This window comes from Singulisphaera photorubra (genome assembly GCF_045290345.1).
Classification (GTDB): domain Bacteria; phylum Planctomycetota; class Planctomycetia; order Isosphaerales; family Isosphaeraceae; genus Singulisphaera.
Genome location: NZ_CP155447.1, coordinates 1745130 through 1770517, shown reverse-complemented (window position 1 = coordinate 1770517; position 25388 = coordinate 1745130). Strand labels below are relative to the sequence as shown.

Below are 25388 nucleotides of genomic sequence, written 5' to 3'. Positions count from 1 at the left end.
TCGCCGAGTCCCCCGCACGTTATGAACGGACGAAATTATCGTTGTTTTGCGGGGATTTAAGGCGTGATGCTTGATGTAGACTTGGGCTTGGGCGTGGCTTCCGGCGAGAACATAAACCATTGTTTGCCTCCTTTCAAAAAAGCCCGGTCGCCTCTTGGAAAGACGGCCGGGCCAGAGGATTCGAGATGGACGACCGAAGTTATGTGCCACCGAACAATACGAAGGTGACGTTGGCAGGCTCAGGCTAAAACGTAGGCGACAAAGCCACGCGCCTGAGCGAATCAACCAACAGCCGCAAGGCCCACGTTCGGCTAACAGCCTTGCAGCTAGAGCGAATGGCGGGAGTCGAACCCGCTAGCGTTATTGTGGTCTTTACGCCCCACGTCCACACCAAGTTCAGGCTACCCGCCTGATTGCATTCGCATGAGTCTACTTAGTTCGATACGTCACCCACCCGTTGGCTAGACCATACTCGAAATCTGCATTGCCGGTTTCTTCGTCGAAGACATATCGCCCAAAGCCGTGCCGAGTAATCGCTAGCCGTTCCTCCCGTTGGCCTTTGTTCATTCCATCGTACTTGCCAGCAAAGTAGCCAGCAGCAAATCCGACGGCCAACATGAGCGATAAACCTAAAACAACTTCTTTCATGTTTTTCCTTATTGGAGTAGATGCGTCCCAACCCGACTCCGCAGCGTAGTAAGCCATTCGGCCAACGAGGCGAATGACAACGAAGCCGAGTTGAAACGCATTATGGACACGCCGGGTTTCGATCCCGGCCACCTACACGCCGAAAAGCCTCGGTGCCTGCGCCAACAGGCGTGTCCGTTTGCCCGTCTTTCCGGGCTGTCATCGATTCGGTCTAACCCACCATCGAATAGGGGTCGATTAAAGGTGGCACGTTTAAGCCTCCGTCGCTCGGCACGCGACACGCTTGGAAAGGACAACCCTGCTGGCCTCGAACCAGCTTTTCCTCCACGCGGGGGAGGCGTCCTACCTGATTAGACGAAGGGTTCAGTTGCCCCTCATTAGCACAAGGGGCGGGTGTCGTGGTGGCTGTTATCCACGCATTACCAAGTCCGGTTGCCTTCTGGCGAATTACTTCCGAAGGTCAAGCGGTCTCACTTGCCATCTATCCCAATAATAACGCGAATCAATTTCCTGTCAACCCTGCAATTGCAGGAAATCTAAAATCCCATGAAACTACTGTCTCGGCCCACGAAAAAGGGGCTATCTCATAAAGCAAAGATGGCCGCCGCAATCCTGGCTCTTGAGATCGCAGAGCAAGAGGCTGCCCAGAGAGCCGCGACCGAGGCCGAAGCTTGGACGCCCGATCCCGGCCCCCAGACAGCGGCCTACAACTCCCTAGCCGACGTGATTGGCTATGGGGGCGCGGCCGGCGGTGGCAAGAGCGACTTAATTATCGGGCTTGCCGCAACACAGCATCATAAGTCGATTATTTTCCGTCGCGAGTATCCGCAGATTCGCGATATCATTGCTCGCGCGAAGGAAATCACGGCAAGCTACCGGGTCGGATTCAACGGCTCATCGGGCATGCTGACGCTGCCCGAGGGGGCCACGATCGAGTTTGGGTCAATGAAAGACCCCGACAGTTGGGAGAATTACAAAGGCCGCCCGCACGACCTGAAAGCCTATGACGAGGCGACGGAGTTTCTTGAGTCCCAAGTCCGTTCCACGATGGGCTGGCTGAGAACCGTCCGCGAGGGGCAACGCACACGCGTGCTCATGACTTTCAACCCCCCGACCAACACGGCTGGCATGTGGGTTGTCAGATTCTTCTCGCCTTGGCTTGACCCAGACCATCCGCGACCGGCCAAGCCCGGCGAGTTGCGATGGTACGCGATGATCGACGGCCAAGAGGTTGAATGCGAGGACGGCGAAACGTTCGCCCATTTCGGCGAAGAGATTCAGCCGACGAGCCGAACATTCTTCCCGGCGAGATTGGCCGACAACCCGCGACTTATGAAGACCGGCTATGGCCGTCAACTCAACTCGCTGCCCGAGCCGCTACGCTCTCAGCTCCTCTACGGCGACTTCCGGGCAGGCATGGGCGTCGATCCCTGGCAGATGCTGCCGTCCGCGTGGGTCGAGGCTGCCCAGGCTCGCTGGGTAGCTTTGAAGGCCGCCGGTTATCAGCCTGGCCCAATGGATGTTCTCGGGTTTGACGTGGCCCACGGCGGCAAGGATAAGACCGCGTTCGCCCCTCGGCATGGCGTCTGGTTCGCTCCGGTGAAGTCCTACGCGGGCAAGGAAACCCCGGACGGCATGTCGGCCGCCAAGATCGCCATGCGGATTCTCCGCGATGGGGCATATACCAATGTTGACGCAATCGGCTACGGGGCATCGGCCCAAGAACGGCTTGCGGACATGCCCCCTGACGGCTATGGAGTTCGCGCCCAAGCGATCAACGTAGGTTGCCGGTCAGAGTTCCGCGACAAGAGCAAGAAATTCCGATGCGTCAACGTTCGGGCCGAAATGTACTGGCGGTTGAGAGAGCTACTTGACCCCGAAAACGGCCACGAGCCGGCCTTGCCCCCTGGCGCGAACCTCAAGGCCGAGCTTTGCGCCGGCCGCTACGAGATCACCCCGCAAGGCATCAAGTTCGAGAGCAAGGACGACATCAAGGAACGACTCGGCCACTCGCCAGACGAGGCCGACGCGGTTGCCCTGGCAATGCTCCCGGACGGAACCTCGCAACGCGGTGCCGTGGGCGGCCCGATCACTCCATTCCAGCAAATCCCATCCATGACGATGGCCCCGCCTCCGAAGGGGATTCCCGGCTCTCTGCGTTGAAATTCTTTTCGTAATAGGGGGTTTACGGCGGAATACATGTAGCCTTCACTCTTTCACGGCTTCGAGCGATTATGTCTTACTTCGGCTCAACAGTTTATACTACGGGTTATTCCGAAGGGTCGCCGGTTATCGGCGAACCCATCAAGAATCCCCGGCCGGAGCAAGAATACATCGCGGCGGGACCGGGCCGACTGACGCCCGCCATCCCGCAGATCCTAGGTAAAGAGTTCGACGACGTAACGCGAAACTTCGGGAGCCACCCTTATGAAGTAATGCTTACCGACCCGGCGGTCTACTCTTCGTACTTGGCCCTAAAATTGGCCATCCTTTCTGGACCGATTCAGATTCAGCCGAGAATCAAACCTCTGGGCTACCGCTATTCGCCGCCAGCAACCCGCAAACAACGTCCCGCAAAGCCGGGCAAGGTGTTGTCGGGCGACGAAGCACAAGCCCAAGAGGTTGCCGATTTCTGCGAACGCGAGCTTGCACGACTCCGAACCCCGATCAAAGCCACGCTTCTTCAGATGTACGATTGCATGGGGATGGGGAGCAAGCTGGCCGAGCCGACCCGCGAGCTTTGCGAGTCTGGACCTGATAAGGGTCGGCTCGGCCTGAAGTCGGTCAAGGTTAAGCCCGAATGGGCCTGGCAGTACGTAGTTGATGCCTTCATGAACGTGGTCGGAATTATCACGTTCGTACCGTCCGGCGTTAAGGGGAGCGAGTCGGGTTTCCTGATTTTGCCTCCCGAAAAATTCGCAATCATGACCTGGCTGCCCAAGGATAATGATCCTCGTGGCACGTCCGCACTGAGGGCCGCCTATGATTGGTGGAATCTCAAACAGCAAGTCAAGCCGTACTATTACGCACATCTTCAAAGGTTTGGCTCGCCAAGCCTGGATGGGGTTCTCTCTGAGAATGACACGGCACCGGGGCCAGCGGTTGACTCGGTTACGGGCCAAGAAATCCCCGGCAAGATCGTCTCCCCCGGCCAACGCTACGCCAGTCAGTTAGTGGCGTTCGCGAATAACACGGTTGTCGTTCGTCCGGCCGGTTCGGAACTCCACGTTATCGAGCCGAAATCGAACGGCGAAGCATTCCTGAATGGGTTCAACCTGTTTGATCAACAGATTTGCTTAGCTATCGGCCTGCAAACGCGGGCCAGCCTCGAAGCGAAACACGGCTCCAAGGCCGACTCTGAGACGGCCGAGAACACACGCGGGCTTGTGATCGACTACGGTCGTGAGGCCGGAAGCGACTGGCTAGAAAAGCAGTTGCTTTACGATTCGGTCGCTCTGAACTTCGGCAAAGACGTGGCCGACGCCCTGATGCCGATCGTGATCATCAGTCAGACCGAACAGCAAGATTTGCCCGCGAAGTGGACGGCCGCCGCAAGCGTTGGATACACGCTTGGCGAGAGCCAACTTGAAGAGATGGACGCCGACCTGGGCTTGCCTGAGCGAGACATGGAGGCAGACAAGGCCGCCGCAGACGAGGCCGCCCAAAAAGCCGCCGACCTGGCCGCCAAGATGGCTCCTCCAGGGGGGCCGCCCGAGAGCGGAGAGAAGGGAAGCAAGGGAACGCCGCCCAAGGCTAAGCCGAGTGGCAAGCCTGCGAGCGGTAAGCCGTCACCGAAGGGGGATAAGTAATGTCAAAATCTGTAAAATTCAGCGATCTTTCGGGCGTCTATGCGGTTTTGGCTGTGGTCGCGGTTGCGATCCTGGTTCCACTCATGATTGCCCTTGGGTTCGGAATTTTAATGGCGGTTGCGGCTGTCGGCATCTTTGCTGTCAACACGATCGCGGGTCATGTCATCCTCGCTTTAACGTGGATGAACGTGTTCGCCGTTGCGGCTGTACTGTGGGTTCTCCGGTTCATTCTCGGAGCGGCCAAATGATATGGCCAACCGCTGAACAGTTGTGGTTTTACGCGTGCGGCATGTTCGCCGGCTGGTGGGTTACGAAGGGTCACTACGAAAGGGGGGATAAGTGATGAGTTACTCAGCCGATTACCATGCTCAACCGCCCATTCCGATCGCTCAGGCTATCGCAATCATGACCGACTGGCGGGCGATGCCTTGGCAAACCGGCCACCCATTCAGTCACGAGCCAACGCCTGATGGCGCTGCCCTCTTGGGTAGCAAGACAGCCCCCGGCGGGAATCGCCAGGAACGACGGAAACAAAAGAAGATCCTGCGAACTGCCAGACGAGCGGCCAGGAAGTGGGGGCGATGATGGATTACTACACCGCACTCACGCACTACAACGCGATGGTCACGTTTGACCGGGCAATTCAGTCGATTTGGTCACTCTTGGTTTTGTCGCTAGTGGCCTATTTGATGGTTCGGCTGTTGAGCGACCGCAATAAATTCACTCCGAGTCACTAACCAGAGCGAATCGAATCCATGAAAGCTCCCGAATACATCTTGTCTCGACCTTGGGCCATGCTGCCCGATCGTGTCGAACAGATGATCGCCATCGCCGAGCGAATGAACGACGTTGAAGCCGTCTTAGCTAAGGTCGGCAAGCCGCTCGATAATACGCAAGGCGTGCGGATTCGGGGAAGCGTGGCCGTCGTTCCTGTGATCGGCGTCATTAGCCGATATGCCGATCTGTTCACGTATATTTGCGGCGGAACAACCGTAGAACATCTTTCTCGCGATATCCAAACGGCGATTGATGATCCGAATATCGAATCAATCATCCTTGAAATTGACTCCCCCGGCGGCCAAGCGGCTGGCATTGGTGAACTGGCCGCACTGATTCACGCGGGATCACAAATCAAGCCGATTGTCTCGTATGTGTCGAACCTTGGAGCATCGGCGGGTTACTGGATCGCGTCGGCCGGCTCGGAAATCGTGGCTTCCCCCTCTGCGATTCTCGGGTCGGTCGGCGTGGTTTGGCCTATGTCGCGGACCACGGACGACGGGAAGACGATCGAATTCGTCTCGTCGCAATCACCGAACAAGCGCCTGAGCACTGAGACTAAGGAAGGCCGGGCCGAGTATCAGGCGATGGTCGATGGAATGGCCGACGTGTTCATTGGGGCCGTCGCCAACTATCGCGAGACGACCCCGGCCAAAGTTGTCAGCGACTTCGGGGCCGGCGGCCTCAAGATCGGGCAAGCGGCCGTCGATGCCGGCATGGCCGATCGCCTGGGCAGTCTGGAAGCCCTCATCACCGAATTGTCAAACGGCGGCCCCGCCGGATCGTCCCTTCCCATCAAGCACGGCGGGGCCGCCGTTGCTGGCAGCAAGGATCATGTGATGAAGTTCAATTTCAAAGGTCTGATTCCCAAATGGATCGCCGCCGGTGCCCCGGACACGATGGATGTTGATGAGACTGAGGCTGTCGTTGGCGTGCAGCCCAAGACGGAGGATTTTGCCACTTCTCTCGCCAAGTTCCAAGCGTCTCAATTGATGGTTCCCGCCGGCCCGACCGCCCGCGAGTTGGAGCTACAGGCCCAGCTTGACGCGTTCAAAGCCACCCAGGACACCGCCCTGACCGCCGAGGCCGGCACATGGTTCGACCTTCAGGTGAAGAATGGCAAGACGGTCCCCGCCGATCGTGAAGCTTATCTGGCTGCCTACGTCGAGTATTCCAAGGCCGACGCTGTGACTGCTATCGCGAGCTTCTCTCGTCTGGGCAGCTTCAAGGCCAGCATCGAAGGCCGCAAACCCAACGGGTTGACGACCGAGAGCATCCCGACCGACGCCGAGGAAGCGACCGAGTTTTTCAAGGCCGGCGGGTTCAAGAGGCTTCCGGCCGCCGCCGTGACTCCAAACGAAACGCAGGCCGCGAAAGACAAAGAGATCGTGGCCGAAATGCTCGCGGCCATCAACGAAGGCGAGTAAGCCCGACAGCGGCCAGCCGACCGGCCCGAAACCAAACCATCCACATATAAATTTTGCAATTGGAGCCTATCTTGGCTTACGACACTCCGACGCGGACCTGCAATCCGACCCAGGTCCACCCGCAACGATCCCCCGGAAAGCAGGTCCGGTTGCCTGTTAAGTTGGTCGCGTCCACGGTTTACCCGGCCGGTTCGCTACTCGGCGAAACGGGAACGCCTGGCACGTTCGGACTGACGATTACGATCACCAACGTCTCGCTGACTTCCAACGTTGCCACGGTTACGACCAAGGGGCCGCACGGGCTCAAGGTCGGCGATTCGACCGTGGCTGTCACGGCTGTCACCGCGACCACGATCAACGGCACCGGCCTTACCGTCTTGTCCGTACCGACCCCCACCACCTTTACCTACGCGAAAACCGCCTCCAACGTCTCAAGTGCCGCCGACACGGGAACCGTCGTCCGAAACGCGGGGACTTCGACGCCCAAGTGTGTCCTGCCGGCCGCCTGTAGCACGGACGCGAACGGCGTGGCCTACCTGAATGATTCGGCCAACGATGAGGACGGGACGTATGTTCCGGCCCCCTACTTCACTGGCGAGTTCAAGGCGTCGGAAATCCCGAATCTCGATGCCGTAGCCCTGGCGGCCATGCCGGGCGCGAAGCTCCTGGCGGGCACGATCACGACCGGCCTCGTCAAGATCGCCTAATCCACGTCGCAGCATGCCGTCTCTCTTGGGCGGCATCCCCCTCTTAATTCCAAATCATGCAACTGGAGAGGCGGCCAACCGCCCATATTCATGCCCGCACTTGTTTACCCTGAAACCAAGCACATCGAAGAGATTGAGCAGACGCTTCTGCCCCGGCTCACGATCGATTCGCCGATCTTCAAGTATTTCCCGTTCGATTCTGACGACAATCACTTGATCGAGTGGGAACAACTCGACAATTACACCGGCCTGCAGCAGCTTCGCGGCTACAACGGCCTTCCTATGAGTGTCCCCCGTATCGGCTCCAAGCGATACCGGGCCGAGCCTGGCGTCTACGGCGAATTCATCCCCCTGGACGAAGAGGAGATGACTCGTCGGCGTCGGCGTGCAACCTACAGCAGCGGGCCGATCAAGCTCAACGATCTCGTCGCCGAAGCGTTCAAGCAACTGTTGACGCGGCGGCTCAACCTGGTTGAGAAAATCGTCTGGGATCTGCTCATCGCGGGCACGTTCAGCGTGGCTCATCCGACCACTGGAGTTACCTACAGCGGATCGTACACGCCTCCGCAGTTCACCCCTTCGCCGCTCTGGTCTCCGGCCAACAAAGCAACGGCCGCGCCGCTCGCTGGCATGCGGACTTTCCGAGACTATGGGGTTGGGCAATCCTGTTCGTTTGGCGGGAACGCGGTTCAGTTCTACAACTCGGTGACGGCTCGGTCGATCTTGGCCAACACCAACGCCGACGATCTTGGCGGCGTCCTACTGGGTGGCGGAAACACTGTCAATTCGTTGAACAACGTCAACGAAGTTCTCATCATGAATGACATCCCCAAGATCGTCATTTATGACGAGGGTTACATCGACGCGAACGGGACGTTCCAGTATTTCATCCCGACCGGCAAGGGCCTGGTGATCGGCAAGCGGAAGTCGGGCGTGGCCCTCGGACGTTACCGCTACACCCAGAACGTCAACAGCCCGAACGGGGCTCCCAAGCCCTACAGCCGAGTCATCATCAAGGGCGACAAGGAAATCCCGGCCAGCGTCGAAGTTCATGACGGTCACAACGGCGGGCCGCTCATTCAGTTCCCCGGCTCCGTCATCGTTGTCAATGCCTACGTCCCCTAATCCTCCCTAGGGATAACATCCTTGGCCGTTCCGCCCGAGACGATTCGGGCGGAATTCTTTCCTTGCCCTACTAATATTGAGCAATATTTGATGCCTGGCCCCATTGATAAATCGGTCGCGACCATCACGCTAACCGCTCCCCTGCCGGATGAGACGGTTGCAGGTGATCCGCCCAAGAGCGATCCACCCCCGGCCGAGACGGCAGCGGCTGAGATTTCACCCCCGGTTCAGCCTCCGATTCCGACGTCGGAAAGCTCGGCGATCTCTCAATTGGTTGATGGCTCGATTTCCATGCCGTCGATCGTCTTCAAGCATCCCCGCGTGGCCGGCGAAACCATCGTCGACCGGGGCGAAGATGCCGAATTTCTTGTGATCCACCGCCGGTTCGGCGAATTCACCGAAGGCTCGCGAATCAGCTTCGAGGACATCGATTCGCCCGCCGACCTGCCCAGTTTCCTCAAACTCGGAGCGATCGTCGCTCTTGGAGAGGACGGCCAAATCCTCTCGCCGGAAGCCGTAGCCGAACGCCTGAAGGATTGGAAGCCGCCCAAGGCCGAGCCGGCCAGTTCCCGGAAGCGAGGAAGATAACCCATGTCTTTGGCCAGAGCCGCCGTTGAGGCTGAAATTGTCGATCGAATTGGGCCAAGAATGGCATTCATGGGAATGTCAGTTATTACGGATGGAACAAATCCGAGTTTGAATGGGCCGATTCGGAAGGCTCTGGCGGGCATGGGGTTTCCCATGGCAGCCCCCCTTTTGGTGACGGATGCAGACTTGGCCGGGTTTTACGATTCCGGCCTATCATCTCCGGCCCGAAACGCATGGCGAGTCGAACGGCTTTGCGACCTGGCTTGCCTGAACGCCATGCAGTCCATTCTGTTCAAAACAACGGATGTGGACTGGAAAGCCGGGGTTGACGAGTTAAAAGCTCACCAATTTGTTGATGACGTTCGTGCCGATCTGGCCGCCCTCGAAGCTAAAGCGGCCGAGCCGTATGGGCCTGATCTCCCATCCGCTGTCGTGGCCAGCATGACGCCCGCTCCGCTCCGAATGCCAAATGATCCGTTTGACCCGTGCGGGACGCGAAGCCGCCCAGGGAGTTGGCCTTACCCGTGACGCTACTTCCCCGCGCCCCCCGCCGACTCCGACCGATGCCGGCCGAGGCGTTCAACCAACCCGTAGTTTTCCGTCCCGTCGTCTACACGCTATCGCCGCAGGGCGGGCCAACTCCTACGGATGGGCCAAGCTATCCCTACATGGCCAGCGTCCAGCCGATGTCAGGCAGGTCGGTTGAATCCAAGGCTGGCACGGTCGGCCAGATGCCGCAATCGGCGACCCGTTACGACGTGCTTTTGCAGTGGGCCGACGATCCAGTTATCAAAGCAATTGCATTTGGCGACACGTTTGAATGGCGAGACAAAGAACTGTCCGTAATCACTCCCCCGAAAGACTCCGGCGGCCTGGAAGTGATTTGGCGAATCCCTTGTGAGGTTGTTGAGGCAAATGGCTGATTTTGTTCCAAGCTCACTTGAAGACCTTGATGGAACTTTGGGTAGCTCTCGGGTCGCGCAAGTTCTGACGGGCAAGATTCTCGGTTCGCCGGATATCGCTTCCCCGGCCGTCATTGTTCAGCCTTTTTCGAGTGGGCAGACTGCTGATATCCAAGAGAACCGCATATATAAAGACGGAAGTCTTGTCGTCGGATCACGGATCGATGCCACAGGTTGCCATGTTCACGAAATGGGCAATCGGACAAACGATCAGGTGTTGCAGGTTTGGTCAGATGACCCGCATTCCTGCCATTTCGGATTCGGTATTGGTTCTAGCCCAAACAATGACCCAAGCGGCTTAGATCCCCAGAAAAATGTAGTCTTCGGCTGGGGATACAATTACAAAGAAGGCGGACCACTCGATCCGTCTCAGCCGAGTTGCACCCACCGGATCGAGTCGAACTACTACTTGGGCGGCGTGCCGCATTTTGAAGTCCATTTAGGCTCAGTCATATTTCCAGGTGTCGGCGGTGATCCGGCCATCGAACTCAGGCCAATAACTTATGTTGTCAACAAGACATCTAAAAAGCCACAGGTGGCTTTTGGCACTTCGACAATCTACTTCAACGAAGAAAACCATTCCAATCAACTCGGTAAACTATATCGAACCACTGACGGTTTGACTCGGTTCTACCTCTGCGATTCGACAGGCGACCCGGGGTTTTCTCTGGAGACCATCGGGACCGGCACTCAACGTGACACGTTGAATATCGGTCGGGCCACTTCTGCCCAGTTCGCATCGGCAACATTTAATGCAACTACATCCACATCTATTACGTACAATGCAGGAGCGAATTCGAGTTTCTATCGATTGGCCGGAAATATCCTGACAATTTCGGGCGCAACCGGCGGATCGATGGTGCTCAACACAGACACCTGGTCTTTGATCAATAGGGCGGGCAGCCGGTTTATCATTCGAGGCAGCGACAACGGGTCGGCTCCTGGTGTCGGCTTTCTTGGAGCGGCCCCGTCCACCCGAGTCACGATGGGTGCGGCGACGGCCGCCGCAAGCTATGGGGCCGCGGAACAAGCCATGCTTCAAAAAGCGTATGACGTTCTAAGAACCTTTGGTCTGGGGACATAATCATGAGCGGATTCACGAGCAACGCAAAGCCTGTCTACTTCGCCGAAGAAGAACGGCCGTTGACTTTCCTGATTCGGTCAAGCGAGGGCGACTCGAAATGTCCGTCAATGACCTTCGCCATTCCGGGGCAAATGCTCGCGCATATTACGCCGACTCGCATTGATCTTGGCGAAGGCTATCAGCCTGACGCGATGACGATGGAACTCTGGGAAAGCTTGCGGCGATCGCTTGCCAACCGCGTTGCAAAACCTCTGGGGCCTGACGTATGAGTTGGGAAATCACGACAGTCGAGCCAGACGCAAGCCAAGTCACGATCTCGGACGGATCGGTCGCCGAAACCCTCGATTTCCTCGGCACGATCGACGATGTGGGGCTACGCATTCTCGGTCAGTTCCACTGTGACAACCGCAACTCCGAGGAAGCCCTAGCCGCTCAGCAAGCCGAACTCGACGCGATCTCAGCCGTCTAAACGAGAATGAAATGGCCACATACACCAAAGTCTTCACGTTCAACGCGGGCCGGTCCAGGTCTGGACTCTCGTCAGTCCGCTACACCGTGAACAACGGGACAACCTGGCTTACGAGTGGGATTACCGAGCCGATCGCGGCCAGCGGAATCTACAAAGTATCCGTGATTCTTGATACGACGTTTAGTGGATCAATCACGTTTGACACGAACGACGGTGGGAATCCACGGCTCGCCAGCGAGGCAATCAACCCGGTTGGAACCGCGCAAATCGACCTGACGGCCGCCATCCCGATCCGCAGCCAAGACGACGTAACAGCCCCCACCGTGGGCGATGCCCTCTTGGGTAGCTGGACGGAGGCATTCGCAAAGGAATCAACCAACCCGGCGACACGGACGTACACAAAAAAACTCCCCGACAATTCCGGCCCGGTTCGCACGTTCGACCTTGCCGTTGACGGAAACGGCAACGTAACCGCGAGATAATATGATCCGATTATCATCCAGTGGGTTTGGGCTTCCTCAGATCCACACTCGCGGTCTCGGAATGATCTCGTTTCTCTACGCTGACACGTTCTGGATCGCGTTGAGGAATTATCTCAAATCGGCTGAACCTATGGCCGACCTGACCGAGATTTACTTTCGACAGGCGGCTCCCCGTTACACGCTCCCGATCCTGATCTATACCCCGATCGCGGACACTCCCGAGTTAAACAATTCGGAAACCTATTGGGAGCGATCCGTTGTTCAGTTCACGATTCTTTCCTACAGCGATGTTCAGGCCGACACGCTTGGACTGAACCTCTACAAAGTCTTGGCCCCGAAGATTTACACCGATGGCGTGATTGTCCCGCGCGTTCCGATCAAGGCCGTCGACTCCTACGAGATGGCCGCGATTCCAGGGATCAAGCATCGAGCCACCCAGGCAGGACGCGGGCCGGGCAATCGAATCGTCTGGGCGTTTCACTGCCAGTTCTCTTTCTTGATTGGTCGTTCAATGATTCCGACATAACAATATCCACATGGAAAACAAGTTTGTATGGAATGGCGAGGCCGTTAAATCCCACCTACTTGCCAAGGCCGACGAAACCAAGAAGGCAATGGCCGAACTGATTGCCGAGCGGGCCTACCAGTATTGCCCGAAAGACACCGGGTTTCTCAGCAACACGATTGGTGTAATTGAATCGAATCTTGGCGATATCTACATTGTCACCGTGCGTGCCCACTACGCTTACTACGTGGAATTCGGCCATAACCAGCATTTAGGCGGTTGGGTGCCAGGTGTCTACTTTATGACTCGGGCGATCGTCGATGCGGCCGAAGCATTTCCCGAAATCGTTATGCGAACCTTTGTCGCGGACACGCCAACCACCAGCGATAGCCGTTGGCAGCTTGGAGCCACTGTTGAGTAATTTGAATGTCAACAACTGTCAGCGGAAGATTTCAGGCGAGCGTAAGCCTGACGACCAATTTCACGAGCGGAACGGCCGGCACTGCAACCGAGAGCAATCAAGTCGGCACTTCGCCAATTGAAATCGGAGCATCCAAGCCGGCGGGCCGACAGTTCACCGATGTTTGGTCGCAAACTTACACGAATGTTTCTGCTCCGTTTGATGTCGACCTGACGGCTCTGGCTGGCGTGGGTGGCCGAACGGTCAATTTCACGACCCCAGGAATCCGGTTGATTCAGGCAATCAACTCTGATCCGACCGCCGGGCATGACTTCAAAATTGGCCCCGGATCGTCCAATGGCTTCGCGGCTCCCTGGCCTGGAACCGGAGCCTATCAAACCGTCTACGGTGGCATGCCAGGCGCGGCCGTGGTTGACGGCAAGCCGACCGGAAACACGGTCTTTCACTCGATCTGCAAAGCCACAGCTTTGGCGGTTGATGCCACCCACAAGGTCATCACGATCGACCCCGGAGCAAGCACGATCACCAGCCTGACGCTCGTTTTTGCTGGCTAACCTGCGGTTGGCTTGCTTCTCACCTGTTTCTCTCTTGGAGTTTTTCTGAAATGGCAGCGCCTACCGCACTGGCCGAAACGCACATCCCCTGCATTGAGAGTCTGTTCACTCTCGGTGCCGATCCCAACACCGCCGAATTGAAGGTCATCAACGGAAGTTACACGCTCAGTTGGGGCGTGGACGAGATGACGAACAACAAGAGCGGAGCCGCCTATGAAGATGTGAAAACCTATCAGACCATGACGGGTAATTTCACGGCCGTTTTCGAGAAGGGTAATCCGCCGGTTTTCAAGTCCGGCGATATCTTCCCGATCGTTATCGACAACGCGAACGAGAACGGCCCATACCTCGCGTGCAATGCCCGGTTCAACGAGGTTGCCACGCCGATTCTGGACGTCAAGGCGGGATTGAAATACTCGTTCACTGTCCGCAACCAAGGGGCGATCACGACCACTCGGCCCGGCCCGTAATCTGGCCTGATCGCTCGCACGCTCGGCCGTCGCACGTCGCGGCGGCCGTTTTACTTTGGGGGCGTCATGAATTCCATCACATCTTTGATCCCGAGACCCAGGCCGGTCACGATCGCCAAAGCCGGTCTTACCTTCCAGGTATCCGAATTCACCCTGAACGACCTGGCCGACCTGCAAGCGATTCTTGACAGCCAATGGGTCGACCCCCTGGTTGCGATCGAGAGCGAGCTTGAAGCCACCCAAGGCGACGACCGCCGGAAGCTCCTGGTGGCCGCGTATGAGACCGCCGAAACGGGACCGCCGATCTATGGCGAGCCGTCTGGCAGGCCGTTCTACGAAAGCCTGGAGGGCGTGGCGGCGTTCTTCTGGGTGGCGTTACGGAAAAACCGGCCCGGCTTGACTCCCGTGGATGCGGCCAAGTTCGCCATGCTCGCGAGCACTTCAGAGCACATGCAGATTTGGCGGATTGCCCACGGCTCGCAAACGCTGAAATCCCTGGAGCGAATGCTTGGGCTTGGGGTTGCAAAGCGGCCATCCCCCGAAATGACCTGGGGGAAACTGATCGAGGATGTCATCGAGTCGCACCCAGGATGGACTTATGCCAACGTGTACGGGTTGACGGTTAGCGAATTCATGAACGCTCGTCGTCGTGGCCAGCCCGAGGAAACCGGCATTCCGATCGCGATGAATGCCGACGCGATTGCCCGCGCGATCAAAGAGCAACGCGAACGATTCTACGGTAAATCCGAAGGGAGCAAGTAATGGCGGGACAAGGGATCGACCTTGGAAGTATTTACGCCGATTTGGACATTCGCACGGGCAATCTCGATCAGGGCTTGGCTAAAGCACGGAATGCCCTCGACGCAGTGAACAAGGAGGTCAAGCAACTCCAGCAAGAGTTTGCTGACGGTGCGATCACGGCATCAGAACTCAGTGCCCGCATGGCGGCTCTTGGCGCAACGGCCACAGAGTTGACAACTCGAATGCAGGCAGCCTACGCAGCCACGAGCACTCTCCACACGGGCTTAGAGGTTCTCAACGCGAGTGCCAATCAGATGACTCAGTCATCTGGCCGCATGGGCCAGGCCCTCATGCAGCTTGGCTATATCGCGGACGACGTTCAATACGGCTTCTCGGGCATCGTTAACAATATAGGCCCACTTGCTTATGGGTTAGGTGCGACGGGTGGCGTTGCGGCGGCGGCTCAACTCGCAGCCGTTGGAATCTATCAGCTTTACACCCATTGGGATCAGTTTATGGAACTGATCGGCCAGGGGACCGTGAAGACGGAAGCCGAAGAAATGGAAGCCTTGGCCAAGGCGACCAGTCGAACGGCGGACGAGCAAGAGCGATTGAACAAGTACAAGAAGGAAGAAAAAGACATCGAAAAGATGATGGGCGGCGAATCGAAGTCGAAAATGGAGACACGGAAAGCCGTCCAGGATGTCTACAGCGAAGCCGGCCCCGAAGTGGTTCGAGCCGCTCTCGAAAAAACGATGACCGTGTCTCCTGAGATCCAGAAACAAATCGACAAAGTTAACGAAGAAATCAAGTATTACAGAGAGAACAAGACCGCCCTCGAATCCGGCGGCTACTTCTCGGCAGACGCCAAAATCGCCGATCTCGAAAATCAGCGAGATAAGATTTCGGATCAAGGTGCCAGCGCGAAGACAAAGCAAGCGAGCCGACTGATGCTGCGGGCGCAGCAAGACACCGAAGATGGCCAGCAGGCTCGCGATGAGATTGGACGGAGAATCAGAGGCGACGGCGGCAAAATGGATGCTGTTGCTACGCGGCTCGAATACACAAGCCCCGAAGCTTTGAAAAAAGCCAAAATGGCCGAGTATCAGGCCGAGGAAGAACAAAAGAAAGACAAGGCGGCCACGGAGGAAGCCAAACGAAAAGCCAAGGCCGTCGAAGAAGATCGAGAAAAAGAACTTGGCCGAATGGGCTACCTTGAGGAGCAAGCGGGGAAACGCAAACTGACCTCCGGCGAGGCGCGGAACTCGTTCGGCTCATGCAGACCGACGCCGACCACCTACGCAACAAGGATGCCCGCGAAGCAAAAGCGGCTGAGGTCGAGAAGAAACGGAAAGAACAAGAAGCGAAACAGGCACGGCAACAGAACGAGAAAGACAGTCGCGCGGCCGCTCCTGGCGTCGATTCGATCAGTGAAGGTTTTGCGATCCAGACCGTTGCCGGAGACATGTCGCCTGACGAGGCCAGGAAGAAGATTGCCGAATATCTCCATCAGTTTGGTGTTTCCGAAGAGAACGCAAAAACGGCCTCTGAAGATATCTTTTCCGACTCCAAAAAGAAAGTAGAAGAGGGCGTTGTTGACCGGCTGTTCAACCAAGGCCCTGAAAACGAGCAAGAGAAGAACAAGAAAACTTCTCAGGTGTTTGACGCCAATCAGCTTGCGGCCAACTTCCAGGGTTCAGTGGGTGGCGCGGAGGAAGAGAACAAAAAGCAAACCGGCATTCTCTCGGAAATGCGAAAAACGCTGGACCAACTGGCGAACACTGGCGTCGTGCGGTTCGACCGGACAAAGAAATAAGGAATTCTGTAAACACTCATGGCTACCGTTGCAGACCTCCCCGGCGATTGGGCCTATCTTCGTAATCCTTCCCCGACACTCGGTGCCGATAGCAGTGCCTGGAACGCTCGGATCTCCTTTGTTACCGACCAAGCGAACCTGATTCCGTTTGTCAGCGTGATCGCAGGTCAAGTCGAGTCCGTGCCCTACTCAGGCGGATCGACTGACCGAATCGTGATGCTTCAACATCCGATTTACAATTGGCTCTGGTCGTCAAGTTTCAATTGCGAGGCTTTCGGCGAATCATCGCCCGACTCCACGGAATTGATTGACCTGCATTCAAAAGTGCAAGTCAATGTCGAATTTTCCTCGACGACTTACCCGACCAGCGGCAGCGAACCGTATTTGACCTGGGAAACCAAAGGTTCGGGACTTTACGCGACGATCCCGAATCGCAAGATGAAGTTTTCCAATGCGGAAGTGCTCGGCCAGGATGCCGGGGCGCACTTCACCCAGACAACTTACGTGCTCACGTTGTATCAGTGCCCGACGATGGGCGACGAGATTTTGAATCTCTACAACAACAAGCTGAACAACGCGACGTTTCGCAGCATCCCCGCTGGGCAACTTCGGTTTGACAATTGGGGCGGTTCGTTTTCGGTTGGATCGGGCGGCGTGATTCAGTGGACGCGACAAATAATGTTTACGTACCAAGATCACCATTGGAATCAGTATTGGCGATCAGACGGCACGCTGGACACGGCGACTGATCCGGCGGGCAATCCCACTTACGGCTCCATTAGCTTTTCCGCCCTTCTTGGGTAAGAAGTCAATCGCATGTCAACAGTTCAAATTGATAGGCTTAAGACTGGAATTCCCGGCCTCGACTCTTACATTAGCTACCTTTGCACGGAGATCGAGCTTGCTTGCAACGTGACGGCCGCCCCTCCGTTGCAAGCACTGAGAACACCCGCCGGCCTTAATTTGAGGATGGCGGCGTCAACATTCCAATGGGCGAAATCGAAGTCGGGCGGAATTGCCGCCATGTCGGGCAGCACGCCAGGCAAGGCCGACGTGACGCTTTGGGACTTCGGCGGAACCTCGTTTGTCACCCAAAATGTGGAGGTGGAGGCGTTCAATGTGGGTAGCACGGCCGTTGGTGCAACCAAGTTGATCTTGCTCGCGATGGTGGGCAAATACTGGTTTGTGATCTGGGAGGATTGCTCCTGATGCGGAGGAAGAATTCTCCCGGCTGCCAATGCTGTAATCCGTGCGCCTGCGTAGCGGGCATGCCGAGCACTTTCTACGCGGGCGACAGTCTTGGTACGCACACGCTAACATGGACTCCACTACAGAACTCTTGGCTTGGTTCCGCAACCGTGCCTGGGACGGCCGCTTACTTGAGAAGCGGCTTGCTTGACGACTGTGTGAGCGACGGCACTTTCACAATGACTGTCAACTACGGGGTCACGCCTTGCGTGCTAGTCAGCGGACTTCGCTACTGGCGAATGGTTCTCACATTCCCAACCATGGCCTGCCGGCCATCAGGGACCTACTACGAGATCCGCCATGGCGACCCAACGAAGCCCACGGTAGGCATTCGCATCCTGACCGTGAACATCCCATTCACCTGCGATTACTCGCTCCTCTCATTCACGTTCCCCACGTCGCTTGACCTTCACGGAACACCACAAGACCCGAGCGGCCTCGGAACCCCACTGCCGGTTCCTGGCGGCGGCGGAGCGATAGGGGTGACCCCATGAACCCGAAATGCGGGCACTGCCGATTACTGGGCGAGACTGGGCAATGCCTGGGCCAACGCAACTCCAGGATCTGTCTACGAGCAGACCCTAAGTCGGACTTGCACTTGCCGGGAATCATCGAGAAAATTGTCAGCTTTGGAGTGGCCGTCGTGGAACATGTCGCTGCGGGGATGCTTCTGGCCACGGAGAAGCAAAAGGCTGAACGGCTCGCGATCTGCAATCAGTGCGAACACTTCAAAGACGGTGGATGCAAGCTTTGCGGTTGCTCAATGGACATAAAGGCTGAATGGGCCGACCGATCTTGCCCGATAGGAAATGGTTACCAATCAAGGCTACCCAAGGCCCCACGGATCGCCACCAGTCCGACGATAGCGGTCAATAAACACGATCACGGTAACGACAGCGGCGATCCACCAGAGGAGCATGGCGGCCTCACTTGGGTAGCGGCTTCAAGTTCTCTTTGGGTACTTCGCAAGAAACCCCGTTGTGCTCCCCTTCGAGCACAATAATTCGTGCGTCTCCATGTTTGCCTTGATCGTCCACGTATCGCACGCGAGTTCCCGCCGGAAGATCGCCGATAGTTCGCCCGCCATTCGCCCAGAGCGTTACAGGGTCATCCTTGCCGGCCGAGTAAATCATGGCTTCCCGTCCAGGTTTCAAACTGGCCTGATCGCCGCATCCGCACGTTAAAAATCCAGCCAACGCCAGCGAAGCAAGTCGTTTCATGTCTCTCTCGGGCAGCCAACGTCCACGGATCACTACCGGGCCGCCATTATAAAGCCAAGCCTGCCCATCTTTCCAGGATTTGTTCTCCGTCGCTGCCCGAAATTCCGATTTTCGGGCAGTTGACGTTTCCTGCAATTCCTGCAATACTAATTTCCGTGCCACTAAATAGGAGTCATATTATGTCTTCAGGACGCATTACGCCAAACAAGCGGGCGGCCATACGGGCGGCCCTTCGCAAGTTCGGCGGCAACAAGCGAGCGGCGATGCGCGAAACGCAAGCCTCCTGGCGAACCGTCCGCGACGTGGCGAACGAACCTGCCATCGAAGCCGGCGGCGACGGGGCGAGCCTCGAATCGGTTCGTGAAACCGAGCAAATGGCGAGCCTCCTGAACAGCGTGGACGAGGGGCCGCCCCAGGTCGATGAAACCCCAGCCGAACCTGTCGACCCGATCGAGGCCGAACGAGCGAAGATTGACACTCGCCGCGATCGGCACCGCGAACAGGATCTCATCAAGCAAATCGCGGGCGAGCGATCCTTTCGATCATTCCTCGAAGCCTTGATGAAAGAGGTTGCCCCTCGAATCGAGCCCCCGCCGGCCTATAAGCCGCCCAAGGTTTCATCCGACACGTCCAATGAAACCTTGCTCCAACTCTGGTCGGACTGGCACGCCTACGAAACCGTCAAGTCGGAACGGGTTTTCGGCTTGAACCAGTACGACGGGCCGACGATGGCGAACCGCGTCAAAACGCTGGTCGATTCCTCGCTGGCGATCAAGAACCGCATGGAACGCGGCGGATGGCTGTTCAAGCGGCTCGTGGTCGGCTGCAACGGGGATTTCGTCTCAGGCACCATTCACGAGGTCGAACGGCACTCTGACGCCCCCAGTGTGATTCACGCGGTGTACGGGACTGGCCTAACCCTTGCGGCGGCCCTTCGCGATCTCTCACCCCATTTCGAGACGATCGACGTTTATTGCACGTCGGGCAATCATGGTCGGCTGCCCGATGCTCGACGCATGCAGCAAAAAGACCCGGCCCGGAACTGGGACACGGCCATCTACCTGTACGCGAAAACGGCCCTTCGCGACGTGCCGAATATCAAGTTCCACATCCCCGAGAGCTACGCGGTACTCTACACGATCGAGGGCCACAACTTCCTTCAGACGCATGGCCACGACATCAAATCGTGGAACTCGATTCCTTATTACGGCATCGACCGTTACGGGCGGAACATCAACGCCCTGCTGACGGCGAATTCCATGCCAATTCATTATTTCATGATTTCCCACTTCCACTCCCTGGGTGGCACTCCGGCGGCCGGCGGCGAAACCTTTATCAACGGTAGCCTGATCGGAGGAACCGAGTTCAGCGTCAACGCCTTGGGCAAGAGCGACCTGCCAAAGCAATGGATGTTCGGCGTTCACCGAAAGTATGGCGTGGCCTCACGCTGGCCAATTATCGCTGAGGGCGGCACGGAGAGTTATCCGGCCTTCCCGTGGGAAGACAATTAGGCCCACGAGCCACGATGTTGCTTTTTGGCAACACGGCAATAGATCGTGAAAAACTTTAGTAGTGAACGTCGGCCCTAAAAGTCGATTTAGAAATTAGCTCAAGAGACTTCATCATTTTGCCGGAGGGGAGTTGATATGGAGACGACGAGCAAATTCGGGACTGGAAAATCGACACAACCTGAACGGGTTGGCCCAATGCGAATCGCAATCAGTGGCCCAGGGCGCTCAGGCAAAGACGTCGCGGCCGATTTCTTGACCCGGTACGGATTCCGCTACTCAGGATCAACCTCGCACGTCATTACGCGAGAAATCGCCCGCCGTGAAGAGATCACGTTTGAGGCCGCCCACGAGCAACGGCACGATCGCCGCATGAAATGGTACGCCGTAGGCAATGACCTTCGCAAACATGATCCGGCTCATCTGGTTCGCGAAGTGCTCAAGACAGACGATTTAGTCGTCGGTGTCCGCGATTGGATCGAGATGAAGACAGCCCGAGATGAGGGGCTTGTCGACCTAGTTCTTTGGATCGACCGCGACGTTCCTCGTGATCCGACACTGACTTACGGCAAAGAACTTGCCGACATCGTAATCCCCAACCATTGGGGATTGAAGGAATTCCACAAAAGGCTGGATCTCGTGGCAACCTTGCTTCTCGCCTTGCCTAAAGCCGACGACTGGACGAATCGGCTTTCCGTCGAATCAACCGATCCGGGAGCTACGGTTTACTTGGACGGCCAGCCGTTCGGAACGCTTCCGAAGGCAAATTTCGGCGACTGGATCATCAACGGCGTTCCTGTCCACTCGATGAACGGCGATGGAGCGAGCGAGCCGACCGCTAGAACGGCGTGGGGCAACTTTCCCGAACTTCCCCCGAAACCCCCTGCCTCGCCCGCCGTGGCTTTGGGCGGCATCCCCCGCGATTCCATCGCCCTGTACCTCTCAGGCGACGACTCGGCCGACGCCCCAGCCTTCCGCCGGATCGCGGCTGTCCTGCGCCATCGTGGGTGGCGAGTGATCGACCCAACCGACTTCGGCGATCGAGACTTGCGGCGAAATGTCAATCTCGTCATTGACTGCGATGTTCTCGTGCAGTTGCCCGGATGGGATCAATCTCAGTCGGCCACACTTGAGCACACGATTGCCGAACGGTTCGCCAAACGGGTCGTGAGCCTGGCTGGAATCCTTGACCTGGCTTGAACTTAGGAAGACCGGGTGGTCAACGCGAATTTAGCTTGATTGCCCACTCCTTTTTTGCAACAATTCTTTGTGTACGGGCGTTCAGCAGCATAGCAAAGATGGCATGAGGATTTGCAAAATTTGCTAGACATGCCATGCAAGCTAGATACAATTATCAGTCCCGCGAAGCCCGACCAAGCCGAAGTAGTGCGAATGCTCGACGCCGAGCATGCTTGTCCACCTTCCCTCCCCCCAGCAGATCAGGAAGCAATGCCAAACACACTTCAGGCCACGGGCCGATTGAGAGCAAACGGAATGCAGCAATCGCAATCGCTGTCGGAAAAACGGCTCGTGGTCTCGATTGAAGTCGACGGCCGCAAGTTGCAAACTGTTACCGAGTGGTGGCCAGAAAAACCAACCGGCCTGCAAGCTTTCCCCGATAGTGCGGGTGGATGGTTGACTTCGCAGATCTACGACCCTGCTACTCGGTCGTATTACCCCCCTTCCCTTTTGACTTCTCAGCAGGTGAACTGACGCCCTCTGGCAATGGCAAGTATTCAGGCTCCAGTTCTCGCCCTCTAGACTTCATGTCCTCCGCGACGATCAACTCCATTTGACGGATCACCGGGGCGAGCTCTTTTTGAAGGTGCTTGGCCCCCTTTGTTTCAAGCAAATGCTTAAGGTGCAGAAGCGCAATATTGCAAATCGCCTGCTGGCTGATTTTTCGCATGTCGAGAAAATTAATGCTCGTTTTGGTCTGAAAATCCAACACCAGTTGTTCGAGCATCACCTTGATTGGTTCGCAAGTTTGAACGTTCAGCGGCACAGGAAAATACCGCGATTTTTCGTTCCGCCAGGTCGGCTTAAGCTCGCGTTTTTTGCCCATGATGTCCTGGTCTTTCCTGGGATTGCTGAAATTCCTGCAACTGTCAGTCGAAAATTCTGCCATTTTCTTCTCCCTATGTCTAGAGCGTGAATTGGGTTACGCCTTCGCTTCCTGCATTTCCTGCAATTCCAGGAAATAAACTCTTGACCCCGTGAACCCTGGGTGTAAGATACTTCCATCGAACACAACATTTCCTGCAAACGCAGGAAACCCAGCAAACCGGAGTCAATTATGAGCAGAGCGATTCATGCTGATCCGCCAACTTGCAAAACTCCGAAGGTGAAACTCAACGTCGAGGTTGATCCCGGCCTACGTAGTCGGTTCAAAGCCTCATGCAATGTTCATGGCAAAACCATGAACGATCGTATCGCAGAGGTCATGCAAGCCGATGCTGACGCTGCCGGAATTCCAGTATGCCGCCCAAGTTAGAGCGACGGCCGCAACTATAGTTCGCGAGAGTCGCCAGATTATTTATTCCCACCGACAAGGTTTACCCAAGAGGATGATTTCCATGCCAACAGTTGCCGCAATTCCCGCAAATGCTGTGCCCGCGAAAAAGAAGAAGTCCAGAACTTTTACGGTCGGCTTGATGCCAGGATCGCGATTCCCCACGGCTTGGAACGCGAACGGCGAAGCGATCCGCCACATGGAAACGCTCTCCCAGTACCGCAAGCCGCCGACTTTGAAGGCCCTCCGCAATGCCCAGCACATGCCGCCGGCCTTGATCCGCTCGTTCTGACGCTCGGGCCGCGAGGCCGGCAACTAGGATTTCATTCCCATTCCTTTAGCTTTCAAAGGCAAACCATGGAAACGAAAGTTGATGAGAAGGTTGAGACACCATCCTGGGTCTTGAACCGTCACCCTGGTACGAAAAGCGAAGACTGGACCCGCCTCCCATCTGGTGGGTGGCTTCATTCAGAGGCCACGGTCGGCAACGGGGCCACGGTCGGCAACTGGGCCACGGTCGGCAACTGGGCCACGGTCGGCAACTGGGCCACGGTCGGCAACTGGGCCACGGTCGGCAACTGGGCCACGGTCGGCAACTGGGCCACGGTCGGCGATGAGGCCACGGTCGGCAACGGGGCCACGGTCGGCAACTGGGCCACGGTCGGCAACTGGGCCACGGTCGGCGATGAGGCCACGGTCGGCAACGGGGCCACGGTCGGCAACTGGGCCACGGTCGGCAACTGGGCCACGGTCGGCGATGAGGCCACGGTCGGCAACTGGGCCACGGTCGGCAACTGGGCCACGGTCGGCAACGGGGCCACGGTCGGCAACGGGGCCACGGTCGGCGATGAGGCCAAGGTCGGCAACGGGGCCAAGGTCGGCGATGAGGCCACCTTTGAGCAATCACCGATTGCCATCCAGGGGACCAAACATCTCGCCTGCCATTCCGGCCCAGGCATGATGACGATCGGGTGCCGGACGCACACGATTGCTCACTGGGAAACCGACATCGATCGGATTGGCAGCAACCACGGATACTCGGCTGAACAAATCGAAGAATACCGACTGTACCTCAATCTCGTGAAAACGAGAGACGCGGCCGTGTTCCCGAAAGTCATTGAGTCGGCCGCATCCTGAGCCGCCATACTCGGGGCCGCCGGGCCAAAACGCAACGCCCGCCAAACAACTTGATGCCTACGAAGGGGGAAGATTCGTGCAAGCGATTGAGTCAGTCACGCCCGACGTAACACGCGTCGGCTTGCATCCAGTGACATCCGTGGGTGGCATGCCGTCCGCGAACTTGCCGGCAATTATGCCGGGCCAGGCGATCGACTTCGGGCATCTCTCGGATGAAACGGCGATCTGTTTGAGCGGAGCCGGCCGAGAGTACCGGATGACGGCCCGCGATGTCATCAAGTGGGTAGCTCCGGCCGCCCCGGTTTCTGAAGCCGTCAAGCTCCTCGTGGTCGCGCAGAACGTCAACCTCAACCCCATGCTCAAGGAAATCGAGCTACTTGAGATCAAGGGGACCTGGCATATCTATGTCAGGAAGCAAGGTCTTATCAAGGTTGCCCAACGGTTCCCCGAGTACGATGGCCACGAAACCGGCGTCGTGGTGCAAATCAAAGACCTTTCGCAACCTCCGATCGACATTGCCGGCGCGATCACGCCTCGCGGTTTTCTCCTGCAAGGCGGTTGGGCCAAAGTCTACCGCAAAGGCTGGTCGCGGCCGGTCTACAAGCGCTGCGCCCTGCAAAACTACGCGAAAGACAAGGGCATCTGGGTCGATAACCCGGCGGTCATGATCGAGAAGGTTGCCTTTGCTCAGGCCCTTCGCGAGTCGTTCCCGATCGGCGAAGTCTACGATGAGTCGGAACTTCCCGGCGTCGAGCGGGAAATCGCACTCTCGATCGAGGACGCCAGCACGAATCATCCCGCGAACAGAAACCCGGTTCCTTCGTTCTTCCAGATGGCCCCGGCCCCTCTCTTGCCAGTCGTCCAGGCTCCCATTGTCCCCGAGTATACGCCCCCTACGGCAACCGAGCCGGCCGTTCCTGTTCTTCCCGAGCCGGAAGCGATCGACGTGGAAGCGGCCGAAGTCGAACCCTACAAGCAGCCTTGCACCGAGGAACATCGGGCCAAACTCGCTGAACTGGTCGCGAAGGTCGGCATGAATGAGGCGACCTACAACAAGGTTGTACTCGAAAAGCGAGGCGTCCAATCAGCCGAACAGCTTACTTGCGAACAAGCTGGTGAACTGATTCGGAATCTCGGCGAAATCCTCGAAAAGAAAAAAGGGCCGCCTTTCTGACGCT

The 25388-nt window shown here is 57.3% G+C and carries 31 protein-coding genes; 28 read left to right on the top strand and 3 right to left on the bottom strand.

The features are described 5' to 3' along the window. Window positions 1-429 precede the first annotated feature (429 nt). Window positions 430-648: a hypothetical protein gene (locus V5E97_RS06890; RefSeq protein WP_406698577.1), complete on the bottom strand. Its 219-nt coding sequence runs from the start codon at window positions 646-648 to the stop codon at window positions 430-432. 546 nt (window positions 649-1194) lie between these two features. On the opposite strand from V5E97_RS06890, the gene V5E97_RS06885 reads away from it, so the two are divergent. The 23 genes from V5E97_RS06885 to V5E97_RS06775 all read left to right on the top strand — a co-directional run bounded on the left by V5E97_RS06885 (window position 1195) and on the right by V5E97_RS06775 (window position 18327). After that, window positions 1195-2811, top strand: coding sequence for a terminase large subunit domain-containing protein (locus V5E97_RS06885; protein ID WP_406698576.1), 1617 nt, complete (start codon window positions 1195-1197; stop codon window positions 2809-2811). Between the two features lie 71 nt (window positions 2812-2882). Next, window positions 2883-4457 (top strand): phage portal protein family protein, encoded by a 1575-nt coding sequence (locus V5E97_RS06880; RefSeq protein WP_406698575.1) that lies wholly within the window; start codon window positions 2883-2885, stop codon window positions 4455-4457. Further along, window positions 4457-4705 carry a hypothetical protein gene (locus V5E97_RS06875; protein WP_406698574.1) on the top strand — a complete coding sequence of 83 codons (249 nt, stop codon included), beginning with the start codon at window positions 4457-4459 and terminating at the stop codon, window positions 4703-4705. The genes V5E97_RS06880 and V5E97_RS06875 overlap by 1 nt, the downstream gene beginning before the upstream one ends. Before the next feature lie 333 nt (window positions 4706-5038). Beyond that, window positions 5039-5194: a hypothetical protein gene (locus V5E97_RS06870; RefSeq protein ID WP_406698573.1), complete on the top strand. Its 156-nt coding sequence runs from the start codon at window positions 5039-5041 to the stop codon at window positions 5192-5194. A gap of 18 nt (window positions 5195-5212) precedes the next feature. Then, window positions 5213-6661, top strand: a complete 1449-nt coding sequence (locus V5E97_RS06865) for a S49 family peptidase (protein WP_406698572.1) — start codon at window positions 5213-5215, stop codon at window positions 6659-6661. A gap of 71 nt (window positions 6662-6732) precedes the next feature. Beyond that, complete coding sequence (locus V5E97_RS06860; RefSeq protein WP_406698571.1) at window positions 6733-7368, top strand: hypothetical protein; 636 nt, start codon at window positions 6733-6735, stop codon at window positions 7366-7368. A gap of 90 nt (window positions 7369-7458) precedes the next feature. Continuing rightward, a complete protein-coding gene (locus V5E97_RS06855) occupies window positions 7459-8493 on the top strand; it encodes a hypothetical protein (protein WP_406698570.1) in 1035 nt (344 codons plus the stop codon). Window positions 8494-8583: 90 nt separating this feature from the next. Continuing rightward, on the top strand, window positions 8584-9081 hold the full coding sequence (locus V5E97_RS06850; protein ID WP_406698569.1) for a hypothetical protein: 498 nt from the start codon (window positions 8584-8586) through the stop codon (window positions 9079-9081). A gap of 563 nt (window positions 9082-9644) precedes the next feature. Next, complete coding sequence (locus V5E97_RS06845; RefSeq protein WP_406698568.1) at window positions 9645-10004, top strand: hypothetical protein; 360 nt, start codon at window positions 9645-9647, stop codon at window positions 10002-10004. After that, complete coding sequence (locus V5E97_RS06840) at window positions 9997-11127, top strand: hypothetical protein (protein WP_406698567.1); 1131 nt, start codon at window positions 9997-9999, stop codon at window positions 11125-11127. The genes V5E97_RS06845 and V5E97_RS06840 overlap by 8 nt, the downstream gene beginning before the upstream one ends. 2 nt (window positions 11128-11129) lie before the next feature. Beyond that, complete coding sequence (locus tag V5E97_RS06835; RefSeq protein ID WP_406698566.1) at window positions 11130-11396, top strand: hypothetical protein; 267 nt, start codon at window positions 11130-11132, stop codon at window positions 11394-11396. After that, the gene (locus V5E97_RS06830; RefSeq protein ID WP_406698565.1) at window positions 11393-11596 is read left to right on the top strand and encodes a hypothetical protein; all 204 of its coding nucleotides are present in this window, start codon (window positions 11393-11395) and stop codon (window positions 11594-11596) included. The genes V5E97_RS06835 and V5E97_RS06830 overlap by 4 nt, the downstream gene beginning before the upstream one ends. An 11-nt stretch (window positions 11597-11607) precedes the next feature. Next, entirely contained in the window at window positions 11608-12078 is a 471-nt protein-coding gene (locus tag V5E97_RS06825) for a hypothetical protein (RefSeq protein ID WP_406698564.1), read from the top strand. A 1-nt stretch (window position 12079) separates the two neighbouring features. Next, window positions 12080-12604, top strand: coding sequence for a hypothetical protein (locus V5E97_RS06820; RefSeq protein ID WP_406698563.1), 525 nt, complete (start codon window positions 12080-12082; stop codon window positions 12602-12604). 10 nt (window positions 12605-12614) lie between these two features. Continuing rightward, window positions 12615-13004 carry an HK97 gp10 family phage protein gene (locus V5E97_RS06815; protein ID WP_406698562.1) on the top strand — a complete coding sequence of 130 codons (390 nt, stop codon included), beginning with the start codon at window positions 12615-12617 and terminating at the stop codon, window positions 13002-13004. A 5-nt stretch (window positions 13005-13009) separates the two neighbouring features. Further along, window positions 13010-13558 carry a hypothetical protein gene (locus tag V5E97_RS06810; protein WP_406698561.1) on the top strand — a complete coding sequence of 183 codons (549 nt, stop codon included), beginning with the start codon at window positions 13010-13012 and terminating at the stop codon, window positions 13556-13558. Between the two features lie 50 nt (window positions 13559-13608). Next, on the top strand, window positions 13609-14028 hold the full coding sequence (locus tag V5E97_RS06805; protein WP_406698560.1) for a hypothetical protein: 420 nt from the start codon (window positions 13609-13611) through the stop codon (window positions 14026-14028). 66 nt (window positions 14029-14094) lie between these two features. Continuing rightward, complete coding sequence (locus V5E97_RS06800; protein WP_406698559.1) at window positions 14095-14790, top strand: hypothetical protein; 696 nt, start codon at window positions 14095-14097, stop codon at window positions 14788-14790. Beyond that, window positions 14790-16352 carry a hypothetical protein gene (locus V5E97_RS06795; RefSeq protein ID WP_406698558.1) on the top strand — a complete coding sequence of 521 codons (1563 nt, stop codon included), beginning with the start codon at window positions 14790-14792 and terminating at the stop codon, window positions 16350-16352. The genes V5E97_RS06800 and V5E97_RS06795 overlap by 1 nt, the downstream gene beginning before the upstream one ends. 74 nt (window positions 16353-16426) lie before the next feature. Next, a complete protein-coding gene (locus V5E97_RS06790) occupies window positions 16427-16585 on the top strand; it encodes a hypothetical protein (RefSeq protein WP_406698557.1) in 159 nt (52 codons plus the stop codon). A gap of 216 nt (window positions 16586-16801) precedes the next feature. Then, entirely contained in the window at window positions 16802-17389 is a 588-nt protein-coding gene (locus V5E97_RS06785) for a hypothetical protein (protein ID WP_406698556.1), read from the top strand. A 219-nt stretch (window positions 17390-17608) separates the two neighbouring features. After that, window positions 17609-17794 carry a hypothetical protein gene (locus V5E97_RS06780; protein ID WP_406698555.1) on the top strand — a complete coding sequence of 62 codons (186 nt, stop codon included), beginning with the start codon at window positions 17609-17611 and terminating at the stop codon, window positions 17792-17794. Window positions 17795-17976: 182 nt separating this feature from the next. Then, a complete protein-coding gene (locus V5E97_RS06775; RefSeq protein WP_406698554.1) occupies window positions 17977-18327 on the top strand; it encodes a hypothetical protein in 351 nt (116 codons plus the stop codon). A gap of 432 nt (window positions 18328-18759) precedes the next feature. Here V5E97_RS06775 and V5E97_RS06765 read toward each other — a convergent pair whose 3' ends face one another. After that, a complete protein-coding gene (locus tag V5E97_RS06765; protein ID WP_406701314.1) occupies window positions 18760-19197 on the bottom strand; it encodes a hypothetical protein in 438 nt (145 codons plus the stop codon). 35 nt (window positions 19198-19232) lie between these two features. Here V5E97_RS06765 and V5E97_RS06760 point away from each other — a divergent pair, with 35 nt between their 5' ends. After that, a complete protein-coding gene (locus tag V5E97_RS06760) occupies window positions 19233-20564 on the top strand; it encodes a hypothetical protein (protein WP_406698552.1) in 1332 nt (443 codons plus the stop codon). Window positions 20565-20759: 195 nt separating this feature from the next. After that, window positions 20760-21761, top strand: a complete 1002-nt coding sequence (locus V5E97_RS06755; protein WP_406698551.1) for a DUF4406 domain-containing protein — start codon at window positions 20760-20762, stop codon at window positions 21759-21761. Between the two features lie 460 nt (window positions 21762-22221). Here V5E97_RS06755 and V5E97_RS06750 read toward each other — a convergent pair whose 3' ends face one another. After that, window positions 22222-22689: a hypothetical protein gene (locus V5E97_RS06750; RefSeq protein ID WP_406698550.1), complete on the bottom strand. Its 468-nt coding sequence runs from the start codon at window positions 22687-22689 to the stop codon at window positions 22222-22224. Window positions 22690-23137: 448 nt separating this feature from the next. Between V5E97_RS06750 and V5E97_RS06745 the strand changes: the two genes are divergently transcribed. From V5E97_RS06745 to V5E97_RS06735, 3 genes are all read left to right on the top strand, one after another. Then, entirely contained in the window at window positions 23138-23365 is a 228-nt protein-coding gene (locus V5E97_RS06745; protein ID WP_406698549.1) for a hypothetical protein, read from the top strand. 65 nt (window positions 23366-23430) lie between these two features. Beyond that, window positions 23431-24210 (top strand): LbetaH domain-containing protein, encoded by a 780-nt coding sequence (locus V5E97_RS06740; RefSeq protein ID WP_406698548.1) that lies wholly within the window; start codon window positions 23431-23433, stop codon window positions 24208-24210. Between the two features lie 148 nt (window positions 24211-24358). Beyond that, the gene (locus tag V5E97_RS06735; protein WP_406698547.1) at window positions 24359-25384 is read left to right on the top strand and encodes a recombinase RecT; all 1026 of its coding nucleotides are present in this window, start codon (window positions 24359-24361) and stop codon (window positions 25382-25384) included. Window positions 25385-25388: the final 4 nt, after the last annotated feature.

What these genes read in the sequence shown, in the direction of transcription:
- V5E97_RS06890 (WP_406698577.1), bottom strand. Translation starts at nt 648, where the DNA reads ATGAAAGAAGTTGTTTTAGGTTTATCGCTCATGTTGGCCGTCGGATTT.
- V5E97_RS06885 (WP_406698576.1), top strand. Translation starts at nt 1,195, where the DNA reads ATGAAACTACTGTCTCGGCCCACGAAAAAGGGGCTATCTCATAAAGCA.
- V5E97_RS06880 (WP_406698575.1), top strand. Translation starts at nt 2,883, where the DNA reads ATGTCTTACTTCGGCTCAACAGTTTATACTACGGGTTATTCCGAAGGG.
- V5E97_RS06875 (WP_406698574.1), top strand. Translation starts at nt 4,457, where the DNA reads ATGTCAAAATCTGTAAAATTCAGCGATCTTTCGGGCGTCTATGCGGTT.
- V5E97_RS06870 (WP_406698573.1), top strand. Translation starts at nt 5,039, where the DNA reads ATGATGGATTACTACACCGCACTCACGCACTACAACGCGATGGTCACG.
- V5E97_RS06865 (WP_406698572.1), top strand. Translation starts at nt 5,213, where the DNA reads ATGAAAGCTCCCGAATACATCTTGTCTCGACCTTGGGCCATGCTGCCC.
- V5E97_RS06855 (WP_406698570.1), top strand. Translation starts at nt 7,459, where the DNA reads ATGCCCGCACTTGTTTACCCTGAAACCAAGCACATCGAAGAGATTGAG.
- V5E97_RS06850 (WP_406698569.1), top strand. Translation starts at nt 8,584, where the DNA reads ATGCCTGGCCCCATTGATAAATCGGTCGCGACCATCACGCTAACCGCT.
- V5E97_RS06845 (WP_406698568.1), top strand. Translation starts at nt 9,645, where the DNA reads ATGCCGGCCGAGGCGTTCAACCAACCCGTAGTTTTCCGTCCCGTCGTC.
- V5E97_RS06840 (WP_406698567.1), top strand. Translation starts at nt 9,997, where the DNA reads ATGGCTGATTTTGTTCCAAGCTCACTTGAAGACCTTGATGGAACTTTG.
- V5E97_RS06835 (WP_406698566.1), top strand. Translation starts at nt 11,130, where the DNA reads ATGAGCGGATTCACGAGCAACGCAAAGCCTGTCTACTTCGCCGAAGAA.
- V5E97_RS06830 (WP_406698565.1), top strand. Translation starts at nt 11,393, where the DNA reads ATGAGTTGGGAAATCACGACAGTCGAGCCAGACGCAAGCCAAGTCACG.
- V5E97_RS06825 (WP_406698564.1), top strand. Translation starts at nt 11,608, where the DNA reads ATGGCCACATACACCAAAGTCTTCACGTTCAACGCGGGCCGGTCCAGG.
- V5E97_RS06820 (WP_406698563.1), top strand. Translation starts at nt 12,080, where the DNA reads ATGATCCGATTATCATCCAGTGGGTTTGGGCTTCCTCAGATCCACACT.
- V5E97_RS06815 (WP_406698562.1), top strand. Translation starts at nt 12,615, where the DNA reads ATGGAAAACAAGTTTGTATGGAATGGCGAGGCCGTTAAATCCCACCTA.
- V5E97_RS06810 (WP_406698561.1), top strand. Translation starts at nt 13,010, where the DNA reads ATGTCAACAACTGTCAGCGGAAGATTTCAGGCGAGCGTAAGCCTGACG.
- V5E97_RS06805 (WP_406698560.1), top strand. Translation starts at nt 13,609, where the DNA reads ATGGCAGCGCCTACCGCACTGGCCGAAACGCACATCCCCTGCATTGAG.
- V5E97_RS06800 (WP_406698559.1), top strand. Translation starts at nt 14,095, where the DNA reads ATGAATTCCATCACATCTTTGATCCCGAGACCCAGGCCGGTCACGATC.
- V5E97_RS06795 (WP_406698558.1), top strand. Translation starts at nt 14,790, where the DNA reads ATGGCGGGACAAGGGATCGACCTTGGAAGTATTTACGCCGATTTGGAC.
- V5E97_RS06785 (WP_406698556.1), top strand. Translation starts at nt 16,802, where the DNA reads ATGCTTCAACATCCGATTTACAATTGGCTCTGGTCGTCAAGTTTCAAT.
- V5E97_RS06780 (WP_406698555.1), top strand. Translation starts at nt 17,609, where the DNA reads ATGTCGGGCAGCACGCCAGGCAAGGCCGACGTGACGCTTTGGGACTTC.
- V5E97_RS06760 (WP_406698552.1), top strand. Translation starts at nt 19,233, where the DNA reads ATGTCTTCAGGACGCATTACGCCAAACAAGCGGGCGGCCATACGGGCG.
- V5E97_RS06755 (WP_406698551.1), top strand. Translation starts at nt 20,760, where the DNA reads ATGCGAATCGCAATCAGTGGCCCAGGGCGCTCAGGCAAAGACGTCGCG.
- V5E97_RS06750 (WP_406698550.1), bottom strand. Translation starts at nt 22,689, where the DNA reads ATGGCAGAATTTTCGACTGACAGTTGCAGGAATTTCAGCAATCCCAGG.
- V5E97_RS06745 (WP_406698549.1), top strand. Translation starts at nt 23,138, where the DNA reads ATGCCAACAGTTGCCGCAATTCCCGCAAATGCTGTGCCCGCGAAAAAG.
- V5E97_RS06740 (WP_406698548.1), top strand. Translation starts at nt 23,431, where the DNA reads ATGGAAACGAAAGTTGATGAGAAGGTTGAGACACCATCCTGGGTCTTG.
- V5E97_RS06735 (WP_406698547.1), top strand. Translation starts at nt 24,359, where the DNA reads ATGCCGTCCGCGAACTTGCCGGCAATTATGCCGGGCCAGGCGATCGAC.